The 16,261-nt window shown below is 60.2% G+C and carries 16 protein-coding genes and 1 pseudogene; 8 read left to right on the top strand and 9 right to left on the bottom strand.

The genetic code is table 11. The annotated features are described in order from the left end of the window. The first annotated feature begins 10 nt into the window (after positions 1-10). The 3 genes from AB4N84_RS21895 to AB4N84_RS21905 all read left to right on the top strand — a co-directional run bounded on the left by AB4N84_RS21895 (position 11) and on the right by AB4N84_RS21905 (position 2,738). On the top strand, positions 11-748 hold the full coding sequence (locus AB4N84_RS21895; protein WP_074749609.1) for an ABC transporter permease: 738 nt from the start codon (positions 11-13) through the stop codon (positions 746-748). A 17-nt stretch (positions 749-765) separates the two neighbouring features. Beyond that, entirely contained in the window at positions 766-1,557 is a 792-nt protein-coding gene (locus AB4N84_RS21900; protein ID WP_460043145.1) for an ABC transporter ATP-binding protein, read from the top strand. A 362-nt stretch (positions 1,558-1,919) separates the two neighbouring features. After that, positions 1,920-2,738 (top strand): substrate-binding periplasmic protein, encoded by an 819-nt coding sequence (locus tag AB4N84_RS21905; RefSeq protein ID WP_460043147.1) that lies wholly within the window; start codon positions 1,920-1,922, stop codon positions 2,736-2,738. A 106-nt stretch (positions 2,739-2,844) separates the two neighbouring features. Here AB4N84_RS21905 and AB4N84_RS21910 read toward each other — a convergent pair whose 3' ends face one another. The 3 genes from AB4N84_RS21910 to AB4N84_RS21920 are packed head-to-tail and all read right to left on the bottom strand — an operon-like array spanning position 2,845 to position 5,631. Continuing rightward, entirely contained in the window at positions 2,845-3,852 is a 1,008-nt protein-coding gene (locus tag AB4N84_RS21910; RefSeq protein WP_460043148.1) for an NAD(P)H-quinone oxidoreductase, read from the bottom strand. After that, a complete protein-coding gene (locus tag AB4N84_RS21915) occupies positions 3,849-4,184 on the bottom strand; it encodes a carboxymuconolactone decarboxylase family protein (protein ID WP_460043150.1) in 336 nt (111 codons plus the stop codon). The genes AB4N84_RS21910 and AB4N84_RS21915 overlap by 4 nt, the downstream gene beginning before the upstream one ends. Before the next feature lie 10 nt (positions 4,185-4,194). Then, positions 4,195-5,631: an NAD-dependent succinate-semialdehyde dehydrogenase gene (locus tag AB4N84_RS21920; protein WP_460043152.1), complete on the bottom strand. Its 1,437-nt coding sequence runs from the start codon at positions 5,629-5,631 to the stop codon at positions 4,195-4,197. Positions 5,632-5,880: 249 nt separating this feature from the next. Here AB4N84_RS21920 and AB4N84_RS21925 point away from each other — a divergent pair, with 249 nt between their 5' ends. Further along, a complete protein-coding gene (locus AB4N84_RS21925; protein ID WP_074749615.1) occupies positions 5,881-6,810 on the top strand; it encodes a LysR family transcriptional regulator in 930 nt (309 codons plus the stop codon). Between the two features lie 16 nt (positions 6,811-6,826). Here AB4N84_RS21925 and AB4N84_RS21930 read toward each other — a convergent pair. Next, positions 6,827-6,952: pseudogene (locus AB4N84_RS21930) on the bottom strand (arsenical resistance protein ArsH); the annotation flags it as partial. 122 nt (positions 6,953-7,074) lie between these two features. On the opposite strand from AB4N84_RS21930, the gene AB4N84_RS21935 reads away from it, so the two are divergent. From AB4N84_RS21935 to AB4N84_RS21945, 3 genes are all read left to right on the top strand, one after another. After that, the gene (locus AB4N84_RS21935; protein WP_460043153.1) at positions 7,075-7,302 is read left to right on the top strand and encodes a hypothetical protein; all 228 of its coding nucleotides are present in this window, start codon (positions 7,075-7,077) and stop codon (positions 7,300-7,302) included. 475 nt (positions 7,303-7,777) lie between these two features. Continuing rightward, positions 7,778-9,199, top strand: coding sequence for an MFS transporter (locus AB4N84_RS21940; RefSeq protein ID WP_460043155.1), 1,422 nt, complete (start codon positions 7,778-7,780; stop codon positions 9,197-9,199). Positions 9,200-9,393: 194 nt separating this feature from the next. After that, positions 9,394-9,891, top strand: coding sequence for a GNAT family N-acetyltransferase (locus AB4N84_RS21945; protein WP_074749619.1), 498 nt, complete (start codon positions 9,394-9,396; stop codon positions 9,889-9,891). Here AB4N84_RS21945 and AB4N84_RS21950 read toward each other — a convergent pair. The 3 genes from AB4N84_RS21950 to AB4N84_RS21960 all read right to left on the bottom strand — a co-directional run bounded on the left by AB4N84_RS21950 (position 9,888) and on the right by AB4N84_RS21960 (position 13,637). Next, positions 9,888-11,993, bottom strand: coding sequence for an ATP-binding protein (locus AB4N84_RS21950; RefSeq protein ID WP_460047095.1), 2,106 nt, complete (start codon positions 11,991-11,993; stop codon positions 9,888-9,890). The two genes, AB4N84_RS21945 and AB4N84_RS21950, sit on opposite strands and share 4 nt — an antisense overlap. A 222-nt stretch (positions 11,994-12,215) precedes the next feature. Then, a complete protein-coding gene (locus AB4N84_RS21955; RefSeq protein WP_074749621.1) occupies positions 12,216-12,374 on the bottom strand; it encodes a DUF2986 domain-containing protein in 159 nt (52 codons plus the stop codon). Positions 12,375-12,506: 132 nt separating this feature from the next. Further along, a complete protein-coding gene (locus AB4N84_RS21960) occupies positions 12,507-13,637 on the bottom strand; it encodes an AI-2E family transporter (RefSeq protein ID WP_460043156.1) in 1,131 nt (376 codons plus the stop codon). A gap of 429 nt (positions 13,638-14,066) precedes the next feature. Between AB4N84_RS21960 and AB4N84_RS21965 the strand changes: the two genes are divergently transcribed. Next, the gene (locus AB4N84_RS21965) at positions 14,067-14,744 is read left to right on the top strand and encodes a DUF3313 domain-containing protein (protein ID WP_460043157.1); all 678 of its coding nucleotides are present in this window, start codon (positions 14,067-14,069) and stop codon (positions 14,742-14,744) included. 102 nt (positions 14,745-14,846) lie between these two features. Here the strand turns inward: AB4N84_RS21965 and AB4N84_RS21970 are convergent, their stop codons facing one another. Both AB4N84_RS21970 and AB4N84_RS21975 read right to left on the bottom strand, forming a co-directional pair. Beyond that, on the bottom strand, positions 14,847-15,698 hold the full coding sequence (locus tag AB4N84_RS21970) for a mechanosensitive ion channel family protein (RefSeq protein WP_460043158.1): 852 nt from the start codon (positions 15,696-15,698) through the stop codon (positions 14,847-14,849). 107 nt (positions 15,699-15,805) lie between these two features. After that, entirely contained in the window at positions 15,806-16,096 is a 291-nt protein-coding gene (locus tag AB4N84_RS21975) for a glyoxalase superfamily protein (protein ID WP_460043160.1), read from the bottom strand. Between the last annotated feature and the right edge of the window lie 165 nt (positions 16,097-16,261).

The following is a 16,261-nucleotide window of genomic DNA, read 5'->3' on the forward strand; positions in this document are numbered from 1 at the left end:
GGAAACACTCATGATCGACTTTGCCTTTCTCAGTGACACGATGCTCAAACTATTGGCGGCGTTGCCCACCACCTTGAGTCTGTTCTTTTCCAGCCTGTCGCTTGGCTTGCTGCTCGCGCTGGGCGTGGCGGCCATGCGCGTCAGCCGCTGGCCGATTCTCAGCTACCCGGCTCGTATGTACATCTGGCTGTTTCGCGGCACTCCGCTGTTGATCCAGATGTTCCTGATTTACTACGGCCTGGGCCAGTTCAGTGCGATCCGCAGCAGTTTCATGTGGGAAATCCTGCGTTCCCCCTACGGCTGCGCCGTGGTCGCACTGGCCATGTGCACGGCGGGCTATACGGCTGAAATCATTCGCGGTGGGATCCAGAGCGTTCCCCAGGGCCAGATCGAAGCCGGGCTTGCGGTCGGCATGAGCCGCTGGACCTTGCTGTGGCGCGTCATCGGTCCCGTCACCTTGCGCCAGGCGCTGCCGTCCTATTCGACCGAAGCGGTGCTGATGGTCAAATCCACGGCCATTGCCAGCCTGGTGACCGTGTGGGACGTGACCGGCATTGCCCAGCAAATCATTCAGCGCACCTACCGCACGATGGAGGTCTTCCTCTGTGCCGCGCTGATTTACCTGGTGCTCAATTTCCTGATCGTTCGGGCCATGGCGTGGGTCGAGTATCAACTCTCGCCGCACCTGCGTGAACGCCCCACACAGCGGGCGGCCGAACCGGTCCCTGAAACCCCTTCGTCCCTTTGATCGCAGCGGAGCTCATCATGAATCAACACGTCGCGGCTGCTTTGTCGGTCACCAATATCTGCAAATCCTTCGGCGCGGTGCAGGTGCTCAAAGGGATATCGCTGGAGGCGCACAAGGGTGACGTCATCTCCATTCTCGGCGCCAGCGGATCAGGCAAAAGTACCTTTCTGCGCTGCATCAACCTGCTGGAATCCCCTGACCAGGGCCGCATCGTGCTGGACGGCGAAGTCATCGAGATGAAGCAGCACGCCAACGGACGCCTTCAGCCCAGCAACACTCGCCAGGTAGAAGCGATGCGCAGCAAGCTCGGCATGGTGTTCCAGAGCTTCAACCTGTGGTCGCATATGACCGTGCTGCAGAACATCATCGAAGGGCCGATGCGCGTGCTGAAACGCTCGCGCGCCGAGTGCGTGGAAGAGGCCGAGCAATTGCTGCACAAAGTCGGCCTGTACGACCGACGTGACTACTACCCGGCGCACCTTTCCGGCGGGCAGCAACAACGTGTCGCCATCGCCCGCGCGCTGGCCATGAACCCGCAAGTCATGCTTTTTGACGAACCGACCTCCGCGCTGGACCCGGAACTGGTCGGCGAGGTGCTGCGCGTCATGCGCTCGCTGGCCGAAGAGGGCAGGACCATGTTGGTGGTGACCCACGAAATGGGCTTCGCCCGCCACGTCTCGAATCGGGTGGTGTTCATGGCGCAGGGCCTGATCGACGCACAGGGCACGCCGGATGAACTGTTTGAAGGCCTGCCCACCGAGCGCTTTCGGCAGTTTGTCGCGAGTCATCACCAGCGCAGTACCGACTGACATTGCCAGACGAGAAGGCGACGGTGCGCGGTCGACCTGCTGTCGCCGTTGTGAGTTCGATGATCGAATCCTCCTGAGCGGGAAGGAAACCACGAGCGCTTTTCACGCTTCGCAACGCCTGATTAAACGGGTGCTGATTTCTGGATTCGGTCTATTGTTTCATGCAGTCAATGGAACCAGAGCACTGTATGACCTCTAACCTGAAACCGACATACGCCTGTGAACCGCCACCCGTTCACGGGTGTGCAGGCGGCATCAAGGATCGTTGCGTGGTCCTGCCTGAGCCATCGCCCTTTTAACGGCAGGCGTCAGGCGATGAGGAGCATACTGCTCATACGCGGGGTTTTCATCTGGGGTTGAATATGATCGGCCATCGTATGTGCAGGTGCATGTCCGTAACCGCCTTGCTGCTGGTGATGCCCGGTGTTGCGCTGAGTGAGACCGCATGCGATCACCTCACCGCAACCGGCAATGCGGAATACCCTCCCTACCTGTGGCGAGACCCCCACAACCCGCGTCGACTCATCGGCGCCAATGCCGACCTGATCAAGCAGTTGGGCAACGCGATAGGCCTGCAGATCGATGTCGTTTACGCAGGGCCCTGGTCGCGTGCGCAGGAGGAGGTGAGGGCGGGGCGCATCGACATGTTGGCGGGGTATTTTCTGACCACGGAGCGTGAGCAGGCGTTGAACTTTGTGAAGCCGCCGTTCCTGTTTACGCCCAGCATGGTCTGGGTGAGGAAACACGAAGCCTTCCCCTATCACCAATGGTCCGATCTGATCGGACGGAACGGGGGAACGCTGGTCAACAACAGTTTCGGTCAGGCGTTCGATGATTACGCGAAGGCCCACCTTTCGCTCGAGGCGGTGCCGACGGCCAGTCAGGCGTTCCAGAAGCTCATCCTCAAACGCAACGACTTCGTGTTGTTCGAGCAATACCCCGGCATGGCCCTGGCTAAAAAGCTGGGCGTTGAAGCAGCGGTGGAAGCCCTTGAACCGCCGATCAGCAGCGAGGGCCTTTATCTGGCGCTGTCGCCCAACGCAGATTGCATCCACCCCGCACTGCAAGCCCGGATCACCGATGAGATGCAGAAAATCGTGTCGAGCCCTCTGCCTGAGGTCCTTGTGAAGTCAAACCTGGAGCTTTGGAATGCACAGCAACGGGATGGGTTGAATCCGTAATCAGGATCAACCCGCTTGTTCGATAGTGAGTGAGGGGTGCTTTGACGCCAGAGCAAGGCGCCCTCCGATCAGAGGGCGCCTGTGTTCAAGGCCGGGCTATGAACCGTCAGCCCTCGATCAAGTCCTGAGGTTGCATCGTCAAGATGATCTTGCCGACGTTTTCCGAAGACTCCATCCGACGATGGGCATCGGCGGCACGCGACAACGGGAATGTGCTGTCGACCACGGGTTCCAGGCTGCCTGCGCCTTCAAACCGCTCGAGCCAGTGGTCACGGAAGCGTTTGATCATCGCGTGCTTTTGCGGCTGGGTGCGGGACTTCATGACCGTGCCGATGATTTGCAGGTGGCGATACAGAATCTGCTCCAGCGTCACGTTCACGCTGCCGCCGCCACCGAGGATACCGACCTGGATCAGTCGGCCGCCTTTGGCGAGGGAGGCGATGTTGCGTTCGAAGTAAGGTTTGCCGACGAAGTCGATAATCACATCCACACCCTGGCCGTCCGTCTTCCGGGCGATGACGTCGGCGAAATCCTGCGTCTTGTAGTCAATCGCGACATCGGCGCCGAGGTGCTCGACGCGCGACAACTTGCTGCCGTCCGTGGTCGCATACACGGTAGCGCCGGTGGCGTACGCCAACTGCACGGCGGCGGAGCCCACGCCGCCTGCCGCAGCATGAATCAACACGGAGTCACCCGACGTGAGTCGCGCCAGGTGGATCATCGCCTCATGCGCGGTGACGAACACCTCGGGAATCGCCGCCGCGTGAACGTAATCCAGCTGAGCGGGAATCGGCATCGCCATGCGGTAGTCGATACGTGCCAGCTCGGCATAGGCGCCGCCGCCCACGACGCCCATCACCCGTGCGCCCACCTCGAAGCCTTCGACGGCGCTGCCTTTTCCGATCACCTCGCCGGCGATTTCCAGGCCGATGATCGGCGAGTCGCCGAAGTCGGGGTGCCCGTAACCGCCGGTGCGGTGGGTCAGGTCAGCGCGGTTGACGCCGGCCGCATAGACGCGCACCAAGAGGTCGTTCGGGCGCACTTCGGGCGTGGCTGCGTCGCTCAGCTTGAGCACGTCGGCGTCGCCAAACTCATGGATGATGATGGCTTTCATGGCTGTTGCTCCGATGCGTTGAGGGTGGCGTTGGCGATGGCCGAGGCTGTGATGGCGGCAGGAAAGCCCGCGTAGAACGCCAGGTGCGTGATGGCGGCCGACAGCTCCTCACGGGTGACGCCATTGGTCACTGCTCGCCGCAGATGCGCAGGTAACTCTTCAACATGGCCACCGGCAATCAGCGCAGCGACAGTGATCAGGCTGCGGTCACGTTGGGAGAGTGCCGGATCGCTCCAGATCACTGGGTACAGTGTGGTGTCGACGAACTGCGAGAGGGTGGGGGTGAAGGCTCTGGCCGCTTCACGAGGGCTGCTGAAATTGATGTTCGACATGATCGCGTCCTTACACCTGGCTGATGAATTTGTGGGTGAGGTAGTGCTCAATGCCTTCGACTCCGCCTTCCGAGCCATGGCCGCTTTCCTTCAGGCCACCAAAAGGCAGTTCAGTGGCGACGATGCGGTATTGATTGATGCCGATCATTCCCGCCTCCAGGCCGTCGGCGACGTCGATGGCCGTGCGTGCGCTGGAGGTGAACGCGTAGGCCGACAACCCGTACGGCAAGCGGTTGGCTTCTTGCAGCCCGTCGGCCATTTCGTCGAATGGCATCAGGATCGCGATGGGGCCGAAGGGCTCTTCATGCATGACGCGCGCGGTCATGGGCACATCGGCCAAAACCGTGGGCTCGAAGAAGAAACCCTGACCCGACAGACGTTTGCCGCCCGCCAGCAGGGTGGCGCCTTTGGCCACTGCGTCAGCGACCAGCTCTTCCATTTTCGCCAGTTGCCGTGGGTTGGCGAGCGGCCCGACCTGGGTCTCCGGTTGCAGGCCATTGCCGATTCGGAGCGCCTGGGTGGCAGTGACGAAGCGCTCGACGAACGTCTGATAAGCACCGCGCTGAATGAGAAAGCGCGTGGACGAGATGCAGACCTGACCAGTACCACGAAAGCGGTTTGCAACGCCTTCAACGGCGGCTTTTTCAACGTCCGCATCTTCGAACACCAGTACCGGCCCATGGCCTCCCAGTTCCAGCGTGATGGGTTTGACGCCCTCTGCAGCACGGGCAGAAAGCAGTCGACCGATCGGCACGGAGCCGGTGAACGTGACCTTGCGGATAATCGGCGATGCGATCAGGTGGCTGGAAACCTGATCGGGCACGCCGAACACGATCTGCAACACGCCTTTCGGCAGCCCCGCGTCGTCAAGGGCACGGGCCAGGGCCAGCGCCGTTGAGGGGCTCTCTTCGCCAGGCTTGAGGATGACGCTGCAACCGGCGGCCAGGGCGGCGGACAATTTGCGGGCCGGGGTGATGGCCGGGAAATTCCAGGGCGTGAAGGCAGCGACCGGCCCAATGGGTTGACGTTTCACCAGTTGCAGAACGCCCGGGCGATTGGCCGGCACGACACGGCCGTCGATGCGCCGTGCGCTTTCGGCGAACCACTCGAAATACTCAGCGGCGCGTGTGACCTCATCCAGGGCTTCGCCGAGCGGCTTGCCTTCTTCCAGGGTCATCTGTGCCGCGATGTGCGGTGCCCGTTCCAGAATCAGATCGGCTGCACGTTTGAGGATCCTGGCGCGCTGATCCGGCACCGTGCGACGCCATACGTCAAAGCTCGCCTGCGCGATGTTCAGCGCGCGATCAAGGTCACTCGTGGTGGCGAGCGGCACGCGTCCCAGTTCCGTTTCTGTCGCGGGGTTCACGACCACCGCGGTGTCGCGTCCTTCAGTACCGATCCATTCACCGCCGATGAAAAGATAGAGCGAGTCGTAGGGGGTATTCATAGTGTGGGCCTTCATAGGGTTATCAGAAATCGGGTCAGTGGCCATTCAGCGCGGCGGGTGCCGCTGGCCTGTGCAACCGAGTCTATGGAGGACGCCCTGTTTGATTGAGCCTGTGGGGAGGGAATCATTGTTGTGTGCAGAGGAAATATCGGCGGCCAGCGACCGATTGCGCCCGCCGCTGCAGGCAGCCATGATGGCCGGGCATTTCCACAACGCGAGCGGTAGTTCAGACCGGGAAGGACGGTAGGGATGGATAAATTTTCTAATATGTCGGTGTACGTAAAGGTCGTGGAAATGGGCAGTTTCACCGCCGTGGCCAATCACCTCGATTCCACCGTTGGCAACGTGTCCCGGGCCGTTTCTGCGCTCGAGACCCTGCTCGATGCCCGCTTGCTGCAGCGATCGACCCGGCGGCTGTCAGTCACCGATGCGGGCCGGCGGTTTTATGAGCGCTGCACCAAAATCCTGGCTGACCTTGAGAACGCGGAAGCTGAAGCGAGCAACGCGCTGTTGACGCCCAAAGGCACGCTGCGGGTGCATTGCGTTCCTGGTCTGGCGCGCCACCTGGTGACAAACGCGGTGCTTGAGTACCGCCAGGCGTTTCCGGAAGTCACCGTTGATCTGTTGCTGTCTCAGCGGATGCCGAATCTGCTGGAGGATCAGCTGGATGTCTCGATCCTGATTGCGCGAACGCTGCCGGACTCCGCCTACGTGAGCCGCACGATCGGGGTCAGCCATTGCGTGCTGGTGGCGTCCCCGGCGTACCTGGCAAAACACCCGGCGCCCGTGGTGCCGGAAGATCTCAGCCAGCACGCGTGCCTGTTGTTGGGCACGGTGGATTACGCACGGGATGAGTGGCAACTCAAGAGCAGCGCTGGCACCGCCACCTTTGTACCGACGGGGCCGAGTTTCAGCGTGAATGATATGGACGCCATGGCGGTTGCGGTGCGTGCAGGCGCAGGCATAGGTTTGCTCGCGGGATTTTCGGCGATAGACGATTTGCGCTCGGGGAAACTGGTGCGCGTATTGCCCGAGTACCACACCCTTGAGCGCAACGTGTATGCCGTCTACACCTCCCGGCAGTACGTGGACGCCAAAATCACCTGCTTCATCGACGCGCTGAAAGAGCAGGTCGGCAGTCAGCTGGCGGCCACCGCGCAGGCGCTGATCGGGCAGTAGCTGCGAAGCGTGGCGTGCGCATCCAGCGGCCCAGTACGCGGAGCTGGTTCACCACGTTGAACGACTGTGAACCACCGCACACCTGCATGACCGCCAGGGTTTTGCCCTGTGTCGGGCGAACGGCGCCCAATGTCAGTGGAATTCAGTCTATCTGCGCTTCCGGTCAGCGGCGCGATGGTCCGACATTTGAACTAAAAATTGACTGATAAGTCAGGATAACCAGCGTCACGATATTTCCTGATCATCCCGACACGAGAGCCCGATATGCACACCTACACGGTCCACTACCTGATCAACAACGAGCCTCGCAGCCACCGGTTCGAGCTCAAGCAACCTGAGCTAGCCGTCCATGAAGCCGCGATGCACCTGCTGCAACTGCACTTTGGCGACAGTGAAAACAGCCTCATCATGCCCAACGCGGACGCCACCCCCAAGCAAATCCTGGAGCAGGCGGAGGTGGTCGGGATCTCGGGTATCCAGGTCGTCAAATAGGCGGCTTCATCACCCGTTGTCATACAACGGTATTCATCGGATAGGGTGGGACGGACATCATATGGTCATCAGGCCTCGCCGTATCTCGCCCTGTTTTTAGGCTTCGTGGGGGTTTGGCCGGGAACATGCTGCCTGAGTCTCGACGTTTTTCCCGATTGACAGCAAGAGCATGGACTCGATATAAGGATCGTTGTACGACGACAGATGATCAATACTGATCACGCCCAACTATAAAAAACAGTGTCGGCCTCCCTCATGAAATCGACTTGCTCACTCATCTCGCTCCATGCTGCACCCAACGACTCGATCCCGGCAGTTCGTCGCGTGTCCTCGGCAGACGTCAACGTCCCGCCTACCACCTCTTAGTCCACTTCACACGTCTTGAATCAGGCCACAACGCCTGAAGTCCGTACGCGTGCGCTCTCACGATACTGTCGAGAGATCATCACCCGAATCCAAACAATAAAGTGATGCCATGAACCTGAACGAGTCCACTCATCCGCAAAGCGTCAGTCAGTCTGCCGTCATCAGTAAGGCCGTCGGCAAATACCGCTGGACGATCTGTGCGCTGCTTTTTTTCGCTACCACCGTCAACTACCTGGATCGTCAGGTGCTCAGCCTGCTGGCACCGGATCTCTCGACGCAATTTGGCTGGAGCAACACCGACTACGCCAACATCGCCTCGGTGTTCCAGTTCGTCTACGCGATCGCCATGATCTTTGCCGGTCGCGTGGTCGACAAAATCGGTACCAAAACTGCTTACATCGTGGCTATCGGCATCTGGTCGACCGGCGCGGTCATGCACGCGTTTTCGGTGCCGCTGGGGGAGGGCATCGCCTCTGTGTGCGGGGCGTTAGGCCTGGCAGTCATTCCGGTGTCGATCGCGGGCTTCATGCTGTCGCGCGCGGTGTTGGCGATCGGCGAAGCCGGTAACTTTCCGATCGCAATCAAGGCGACCGCTGAATACTTCCCCAAGAAAGAGCGTTCGTTTGCGACCGGTATCTTCAACTCCGGCGCCAACGTCGGTGCGATCACCGCGCCCATCTGTGTGCCGCTGATTGCCAGCGTCTGGGGTTGGGAGTGGGCCTTCATCGTGATTGGCTTGCTGGGCTTTGTCTGGCTGGCGGTCTGGATGGCGCTGTACGAGAAGCCTGAGCAGCAGAAGCGCCTGACCACAGAAGAGCTGGCCTATATCCGCAGTGATGAGACCGCCGACGCTGCTGCCCGGCCTGCGTCGAGCGTTGGCGAGAAAAAAGTGTCGTGGTTCAAGCTGCTGACCTATCGCCAGACCTGGGCCTTTGCGTTCGGCAAGTTCATGACGGACGGTGTGTGGTGGTTCTTCCTGTTCTGGCTGCCGACCTACTTGTCGGCGCAGTACGGCATGAAAGGCCAGGCCATCGTGATCCCGCTGTTCGTGCTGTACAGCATGACCATGTTCGGCAGCATCGGTGGCGGCTGGTTCCCCAGCTACTTCATGGCCCGTGGCGACAAGCCGTACGACGGCCGCATGAAAGCCATGTTCGTGATTGCGCTGTTCCCGCTGCTGGTGCTGCTCGCGCAGCCATTGGGCTACATCAGTTTCTGGGTACCGGTGCTGTTGATCGGCATCGGCGCTTCGGCGCACCAGGCCTGGTCGTGCAACATCTTCACCACCGTGTCTGACATGTTCCCGCAGAAAACCATTGCCTCGGTCGTGGGCATCGGCGGCATGGCCGGTGGTTTCGGTGGCGTGGTCATGACCAAGATCGGCGGTTGGGTGTTCGACTACTACAAATCGATCAACGACATTCACACCGGCTACATGATCATGTTTGCCATCTGCGCGTTGGCCTACCTGGTGGCCTGGACCGTGATGAAGGCCCTGGTGCCGCGTCATAAGGAAATCACCGACCTGTAACAGCGCGCCTGTTGCGCAAACCGGTGCAGGCGAAAAGGTGAACGGTTCATTTCGAAAGAAGTGAGCCGTTCACCTTTTTCGTTATGGCATCACGTGGGTCGTCATCTGCACGGCGGTTGTATCCGTGTGGCGTCTTCGTTAGCGTTAGCGCAATTGCACAATGCCGTTCAACGTTTCAGGAGCCAGGAACACCCATGTCCACCCTTAGCTTTCGCCTCCCCACCGCCGCGGACGCCCCGCGCTGCTTCGAGATTGAGTCCAGTGCCTACGAGGGTGACGAAGCCGCCACGCTGGAAAAGATCGCCACGAGGATCGACCAGTACCCGCAAGGTTTTTTGATCCTGGAAGAGGCCGGGCACATGGTCGGTTTCATCAATAGCGGGTGTGCCCACGAGGTCGTGATGTCGGATGAAGACTTCAAGGAACTGGTGGGGCATTCGGCCGATGCGCCGAACGTAGTGATCATGTCGGTGGTGGTCGAACCCGCCTCGCAAGGCAAAGGCTACTCGACACTGCTGATGCGCGAGTTCGTGCAACGCATGAAGGACTCGAACAAGCAGACCCTCCACCTGATGTGCAAGGCGCAGCACGTACCCTTGTACACGCGCATGGGCTATCGCTATGTTCAGCCATCACCGTCCGAGCACGGCGGGATGGCGTGGCATGAAATGGTCATGGACCTTGCGGGCTAAGCCTGACTGCTCATCAGCTCCCGTACGCGAGACGTGAGTGCATCGACCCCGAACGGTTTGGTCAGCACCCACATGCCCACGCCGAGCGGGTCGTTGCCGATCGCAGCGGTCTCGGCGTAGCCGGTGATGAACAGCGTTTTGAGATCCGGTCGGGTTTCTCGTCCTGCATCGGCCATCTGCCGCCCGTTCATGCCGCCCGGCAAGCCGACGTCGGTAATCAACAGGTCGATGTGTGCATCGGACTGCAAAATCCTCAATCCGGCGGCGCTGTCTGGCGCCTCTATCACGGTGTAACCGAGTTCTGCCAAAACGTCGGTGAGCAACATGCGCACCGTGGGTTCGTCATCGACCACCAGAATGGTTTCGCTGGCAGCGGCGCAAGGGCCATGCAAATGGCGGGTGTCGAGGTCGTCGGTGACGGCCTCGCCCTCGTAGCGAGGCAGGTAGATGCACATGGTAGTGCCTTCGCCGACGGTCGAGTAGGCGCGGACTTGTCCGCCTGACTGTTTTGCGAACCCGTAGATCATGGACAAACCCAGGCCGGTGCCCTGGCCAATGGGTTTGGTGGTGAAGAAGGGGTCGAACGCCTTGGCGATGATGTCCGGCGACATGCCGGTGCCCGTATCGGTGACCGACAGGGACACGTACTCGCCTGCAGGCAGATCGAGTGCAGCGGCGAATTCACCTTTGATTCGCTTATTCGCCGTCTTTATCGTGATGCTTCCGCCTTCGGGCATGGCATCCCGGGCATTGATGCACAGGTTCAAGAGCGCATTTTCCAGTTGCCCGGCGTCGACCAGCGTTGGCCACAGAGCGTGCGCACCCACGGTCTCGACAGAGATCCCGGGGCCGACCGTGCGTTGGACCATTTCGGTGATGCCGACCATGAGCGTGTTCACGTCGGTCGGCCGGGGGTCGAGCGTCTGGCGGCGCGAGAAGGCGAGCAGTCGGTGGGTGAGTGCGGCGGCACGGCGGGTCGCGGCTTGCGCGGCGTGCATGTACTTGTCGACTTCTTCCAGCCGGCCTTGGTCGATCCGTTGGTTGATCAACTCGAGAGAGCCGGAGATACCGGCCAGCAGGTTATTGAAGTCGTGGGCAATGCCGCCGGTCAGCTGACCCACTGCTTCCATTTTCTGCGACTGACGCAGCTTTTCTTCCGCCTGCATCAGGTCGGCGGTGCGTTCGACGACGCGTTGTTCAAGCGTGTCATTGAGGGCGCGCAGCGCGGCGGTGGCACGGTCGCGTTCGCGCTCGACGGAGCGACGTTCTTCCACGTCGATCAGCACGCCGGGAAAACGCAGCGGGGTGCCGTCGTCAGCGTGCTCAACGCGGCCGTTGGCTTCAATCCAGTAATAACGACCGTCAGCACGCCGAACCCGGTATTGGTGAGCGTATGCACCGCCGCGACCGATCGCCTCGGTAATGGCGGTTTTCAGAGGGTCTCTGTCCTCGGGGTGAACAGTGGCGATCACTTGTTCAAGGCTCAGACCTTCGCGGCCCAATGCCGGGTCCAGGCCAAACGCCTGGGCGAAGGCCTTGTCCACGGTGAAACGATCAGTGGGCAGATCCCAGTGCCAGGTGCCAATGATTGCGCCGGCCGCGAGGGCCAGTTGCACACGCTCGACGTTTTCCCGCGCCAGCGCCTCGCTGATCCGAAGACGCTCTTGCGCGGCCCGCCGCTCGGTGACGTCACTGAAGAAGATCGCGATCTGCCGGTCCGCCGGATTGCCGACCTGAATGGCTTTCACGTCGAACCAGCGCTCGAAGTGACTGGCGTAATTCTCGAAATTGGCGGGTTCACCGGTCTTGGCAACGTGGCCGTAAGTCTGGAACCAGAAGTCCTCCAGATCAGGCGCAAATTCGGTGACCCATTTGCCTCGAAGGTTGACCCCGGCCTGCCTTTCAAAGGCCGGGTTGGCCTCGACGAAGCGGTAATCGATAGGGCGATCGTCAGCGTCGTACTTGACCTGAACGATGGCGAACGCGGCCTCGATCGTTTCCAGAATGGTCCGGAACCGCTCTTCGCGTTGTGCCGTCGTGTCCAACGCGGCGTGGAGACGAATGACTTCGGTCTCCAGCTCTTCTTGAGTCAGTCTTTCCAGAGCAGCCCCCGATCACGCATCGCTCATTCCTGTGCTGGCTTTTTGACAATCATTCCTGTGTTCGTAATGAAATCAGAAACCGTAAAAAGTTGCACTAGCGCTACGTGGCCGGGCGTTCAGCCGACAAACAGCGTCCTGTCAGAGCGTCCACCCCAACCCCAGAAACTTGCGCAGCGACGCAAAATCCTGGGGCTGGTGCGGCAAAGAGCGGCGCGGTCTTGATCAGCCTTGCGCCGTGGTCGTCGCGTCTTGGTCGGTTTCAGCGGCAAGCTTCAAACGGTCCGCCTTGCTGATGTATTTCTCTTTCTTCGGGGCGAGCTTGGCGCTCGCCTTTTTGGCGTGTGCCTTCAAGAGCTGCTTGATCTTTTTTTGGCGGTTCATGACGGCACTCGACGTTGAGATTCTGAAAAACAGCGCACATTACGGAGTCAGGTGGTGAATGTCCACGCTCTGTTGCGCTGACTCAAAGCGACTGTGAAGAGCGGGCAATGGCCTGTGATCTACCGCTGGACTTCAGTCTCCGGGCAGCAGCTCAGGCACGATCTCATCGGCCACGCGTGGCTGATCGGCGGGCAGCGCGGGTTGATGGACCCAACTGATGAACAGCTCGTAACCCACCGCCAGGATCACCGGGCCGATGAACAGGCCAATGATGCCGTTGCTGATCATGCCGCCCAGGGCGCCAATCAGCACGACAGGCATTGGCACCGCCACGCCGCGCCCCAGCAACAGGGGTTTGAGGACGTTGTCGGCAAGCCCGGCGAGGATGCTCCAGATCGCGAAAACAATGGTGCCCGCGCTGCTGCCGAAGTGGGCAAAAGCGTAGATCACGACGGGAATGGTGAGGATCAGCATCGGCAGCTGGATGATCCCCAGCAGCAGCGCGATCAATGCCAGAACGCCTGCCAGCGGGATGCCCATCAGCACGAAGCCGATGCCCAGCAACAGCATCTGAATAAAGGCGATGCCGACCACGCCCTGCGCCACTGCGCGTATGGTCGCGGTGCACAGCGTCGCCACCTGAGGGCCACGAGCGGGGGTAAAGATCCGCGAGGTGATGGCGAGGGCGGTGCGATGACCGCTCGCGCCGTGAGCCATGATGATGCCAGCCACGATCAAGGCGAAAACGAACATCACAATGCCTGCGCCGATTCCGGCGGCCTGATGCAAGGCAACGGTGCTCCAGCCCTTGAGGTGTGGCATGAGTTGATGGATCGCCCAACTCAGGTCCTCGGACGCGTGCAACCAGACGGCGTACAGGGAATCACCGATCAACGGCCAGTTCTCGACACTGGCGGGTGGTGCTGGGATGTCGAGTTGACCGGCTTCAAACGCCTTGACCCCGGACTCGACCGAGCCTGCAATCGAAGCTCCGAGCAAGCTCAACGGCCCGATCAGGCACGCAAGTCCGATGATCACCAATACGACGGCGGCGTACCCCGAGCGGTTGCCCATTCGGGTGGCGAGCCGTTGGTTCAAGGGGTAGAGGGTGATCGCCAGGATCAGCGACCACAGCACCAGGCTCAGGAACGGGCGGAAGATATCGAAACAGAACAGTGCCAGCAACACGATCAGGCCCGCGCGGATCAGCACGTCGAGCAATAGCCGGGAGGCAGTGGCGGGATGAAGCGGTTGAGTGCTCATGTTGAAACTCCTGTTTCAATGCGGGTTGAGCGCTGCTCTGCCATCACCCGAGGCGCACTATTCGCACAGGAACAGCGGAGTCGCCTTTGTCGGGTTTAACCTGACTTCAAAAGACTGCGGTGAATGCAAAACGGTTAATCAAGCACGTGCGAGTTGAAACGATATTACTCACCCGCCGTACCCGGTTAATGCTATCGGGTTATGAGCTGTTTTGAGAGGCGTTAATACGTAATAGCACGTCGAGCCTGTTTCGCCTGCACCGCCCGAAAATATTCAACCGTCCAAAAATAACGGCCCCTTGATCCATCTCTCCTGAAATCCTCAACTATAACTATCTTTGCTCAAAACAACGGACATCCGCGCCATCTGCCGCGGGCCCGTGGTTGCTTTGGTTCATGGATCCGCCACGCAACGTCAAGGAGCTGCCTAATGAAGTTATCGCTAATCGCTCACTCAGTGTGCATGACAACGCTTATCCTGGCCGGGTGCGCGTCGACTGCCACGCCGCCTGAGGAATACTCCGGTTTTCTGAAGGACTACAGTCATCTGAAAGAGGATAAATCCGCAAGTGGCGTGGCTGTCATGCGCTGGATCGATCCTGACGTCAAAGTCTCGAAGTTCACCAGCGTTTACATCGAGCCCAGCCAGCTTTACCCCAAACCCCAACCCACGGCGCAGATCCCTCAAGGGACCTTGCAGGGCATTACTCAATACTTTGATCAGGCGTTAAAACGCGAAATTGGCAAGTCATTGCCGCTGGCCAGTGCGCCTGGCCCGGGCACGCTTGTCGTTCGTCCCGCCATCACAGCCGTCGGCAGCAAGGCAGAAGGGTTTAAACCGTACGAAGTCTTGCCCATTGCCTTGGTGGCTGCGGCCGTCAATACCGCTGCGGGAGGGCGCGATCAGGAAACCACGATTGCAACGGAAGTTGCTTTTCTGGATGCCGACACCAACAAGGTGGTCGCTCAAGTTGTCCGAAAAGGCGCCGGCAAGAATCTGGAGAACAGTCAGTCGACGATGACGGTTGCCGATGCCAAAGGGGTGCTGGATGGCTGGGCGTCGGACCTTCATCAATCGTTCGAAAAAATCAAGGCGAGCAGCAAGTAGTTCAGTGGTGGTCGGTGGGCGGTGTCACGGTCAGCATTGAAAAAACCGGGTGGCTGCGCGTGCCGTCAGATCGTCGCAGCCCCTCGGTGGTTTCACAGCGGCTTAACCCGCTGCCGCTTGTTGCAGGATAACGGTCTGTGCCGGCATGGGCGCGGGGAATCCGGCCTCTCCCAATGCATCCTTGATCGTGCGGTTGGTGTCGAAGTACACCTGCCAGTAATGCTCATTGTGGCAGTAGGGCCTTACGGCCAGCACCGGTCCGACCAGGTTGAACTCCAGGATTTCCACATCCACCGGGGGAGCGGCGAGCACGTTGGGGAGTGTGGCGATCTTCTCCTTGAGCAACGCGGCTGCGGCTTTCCAGTCCGCGCTGCCCGAGAGCTGGGCCTTGAGTTCGACGCGACGGAACGGGTTGTGGGTGAAGTTCTGGATGTTGTCGCTGAAGATCTTGTTGTTGCCGACCAGGGTCAGCACGTTGTCAGGTGTATTGATGGCGGTGGCGAACAGGCCGATTTCCGTGACCGTTCCCGTGACACCTCCGGCGCAAATGAAATCACCGACCTTGAATGGACGCAGGACAATGATGAACGCGCCTGCTGCAAGGTTGGCCAGCAACCCGGACCAGGCCATACCGATCGCCAGACCCACTGCGGCGAGCAGCGCGGCGAACGTGGTGGTCTGCATGCCGAGGTAACCGAGAATGCCGATCACCAGAATGATGTTCAGCGTCACGGTGATGGCCGACCCAACATAACGCAAGACGGTCGGGTCGACCTTTTGCTTGCCCAAGGCTCGCTGCACCATGCTGACGGCAACGCCGATCAGCCAGCGACCTACGATCCAGAAGGCAATGGCGGAGAGGATTTTGACTGCAAAAGCAGCACCGTACAGCTGCACTACTGCCAGGAGCGCATTGAATTTCTCGGTGGTGAGGTTAACGATGGTTTCGTCCATGGCGGGGGCTCGCATGAGAGTGGCGGCTCTCAAACGCTAGCACAGCCCACGGTGCACGCCACTTGGCGGGGGAATGCGGGGGCTCGACCCAGTCGCCGGTGTGGCCTTCAGTCAGGGGCAAGTTCACAGAAACGAAGGCGGTTGCCGAACGGGTCGGCGATTTCCATGACGTTGCCCCAGCCTTCGTGCTTGATGCCGGGGCGGGCGTGGGCATAGCGCTTGGCGTTCAGCTCGGCGTGCAGGGTTTCAATGCCCGTCATGGGGATGAACAGCGTGGAGCCCGGCGTGGCGTCGCCATGGTGGCCGGTGAGGTGAATCACCAGATTGCCCCGACGGATCTGCGCATAAAGCGGTAAATCGTCCTCGAACCGGTGCTCCCATTCGATGCTGAAACCCAAAAAGTCGACATAGAACTCCCTGGCCTTTTCTTCGGAAAAATACGAATCAACGGTATTGCGCCTGAAATCTGCACGGCCCCACGCTCCTTTATGGTTTGAGCGACGATTCTAGCGGATCGTACGTGGGGCGGCGCGTCTTCGCAGGTCGCATCATCGGTGCGCGCG

The organism is Pseudomonas sp. S2_H01 (assembly GCF_054668305.1).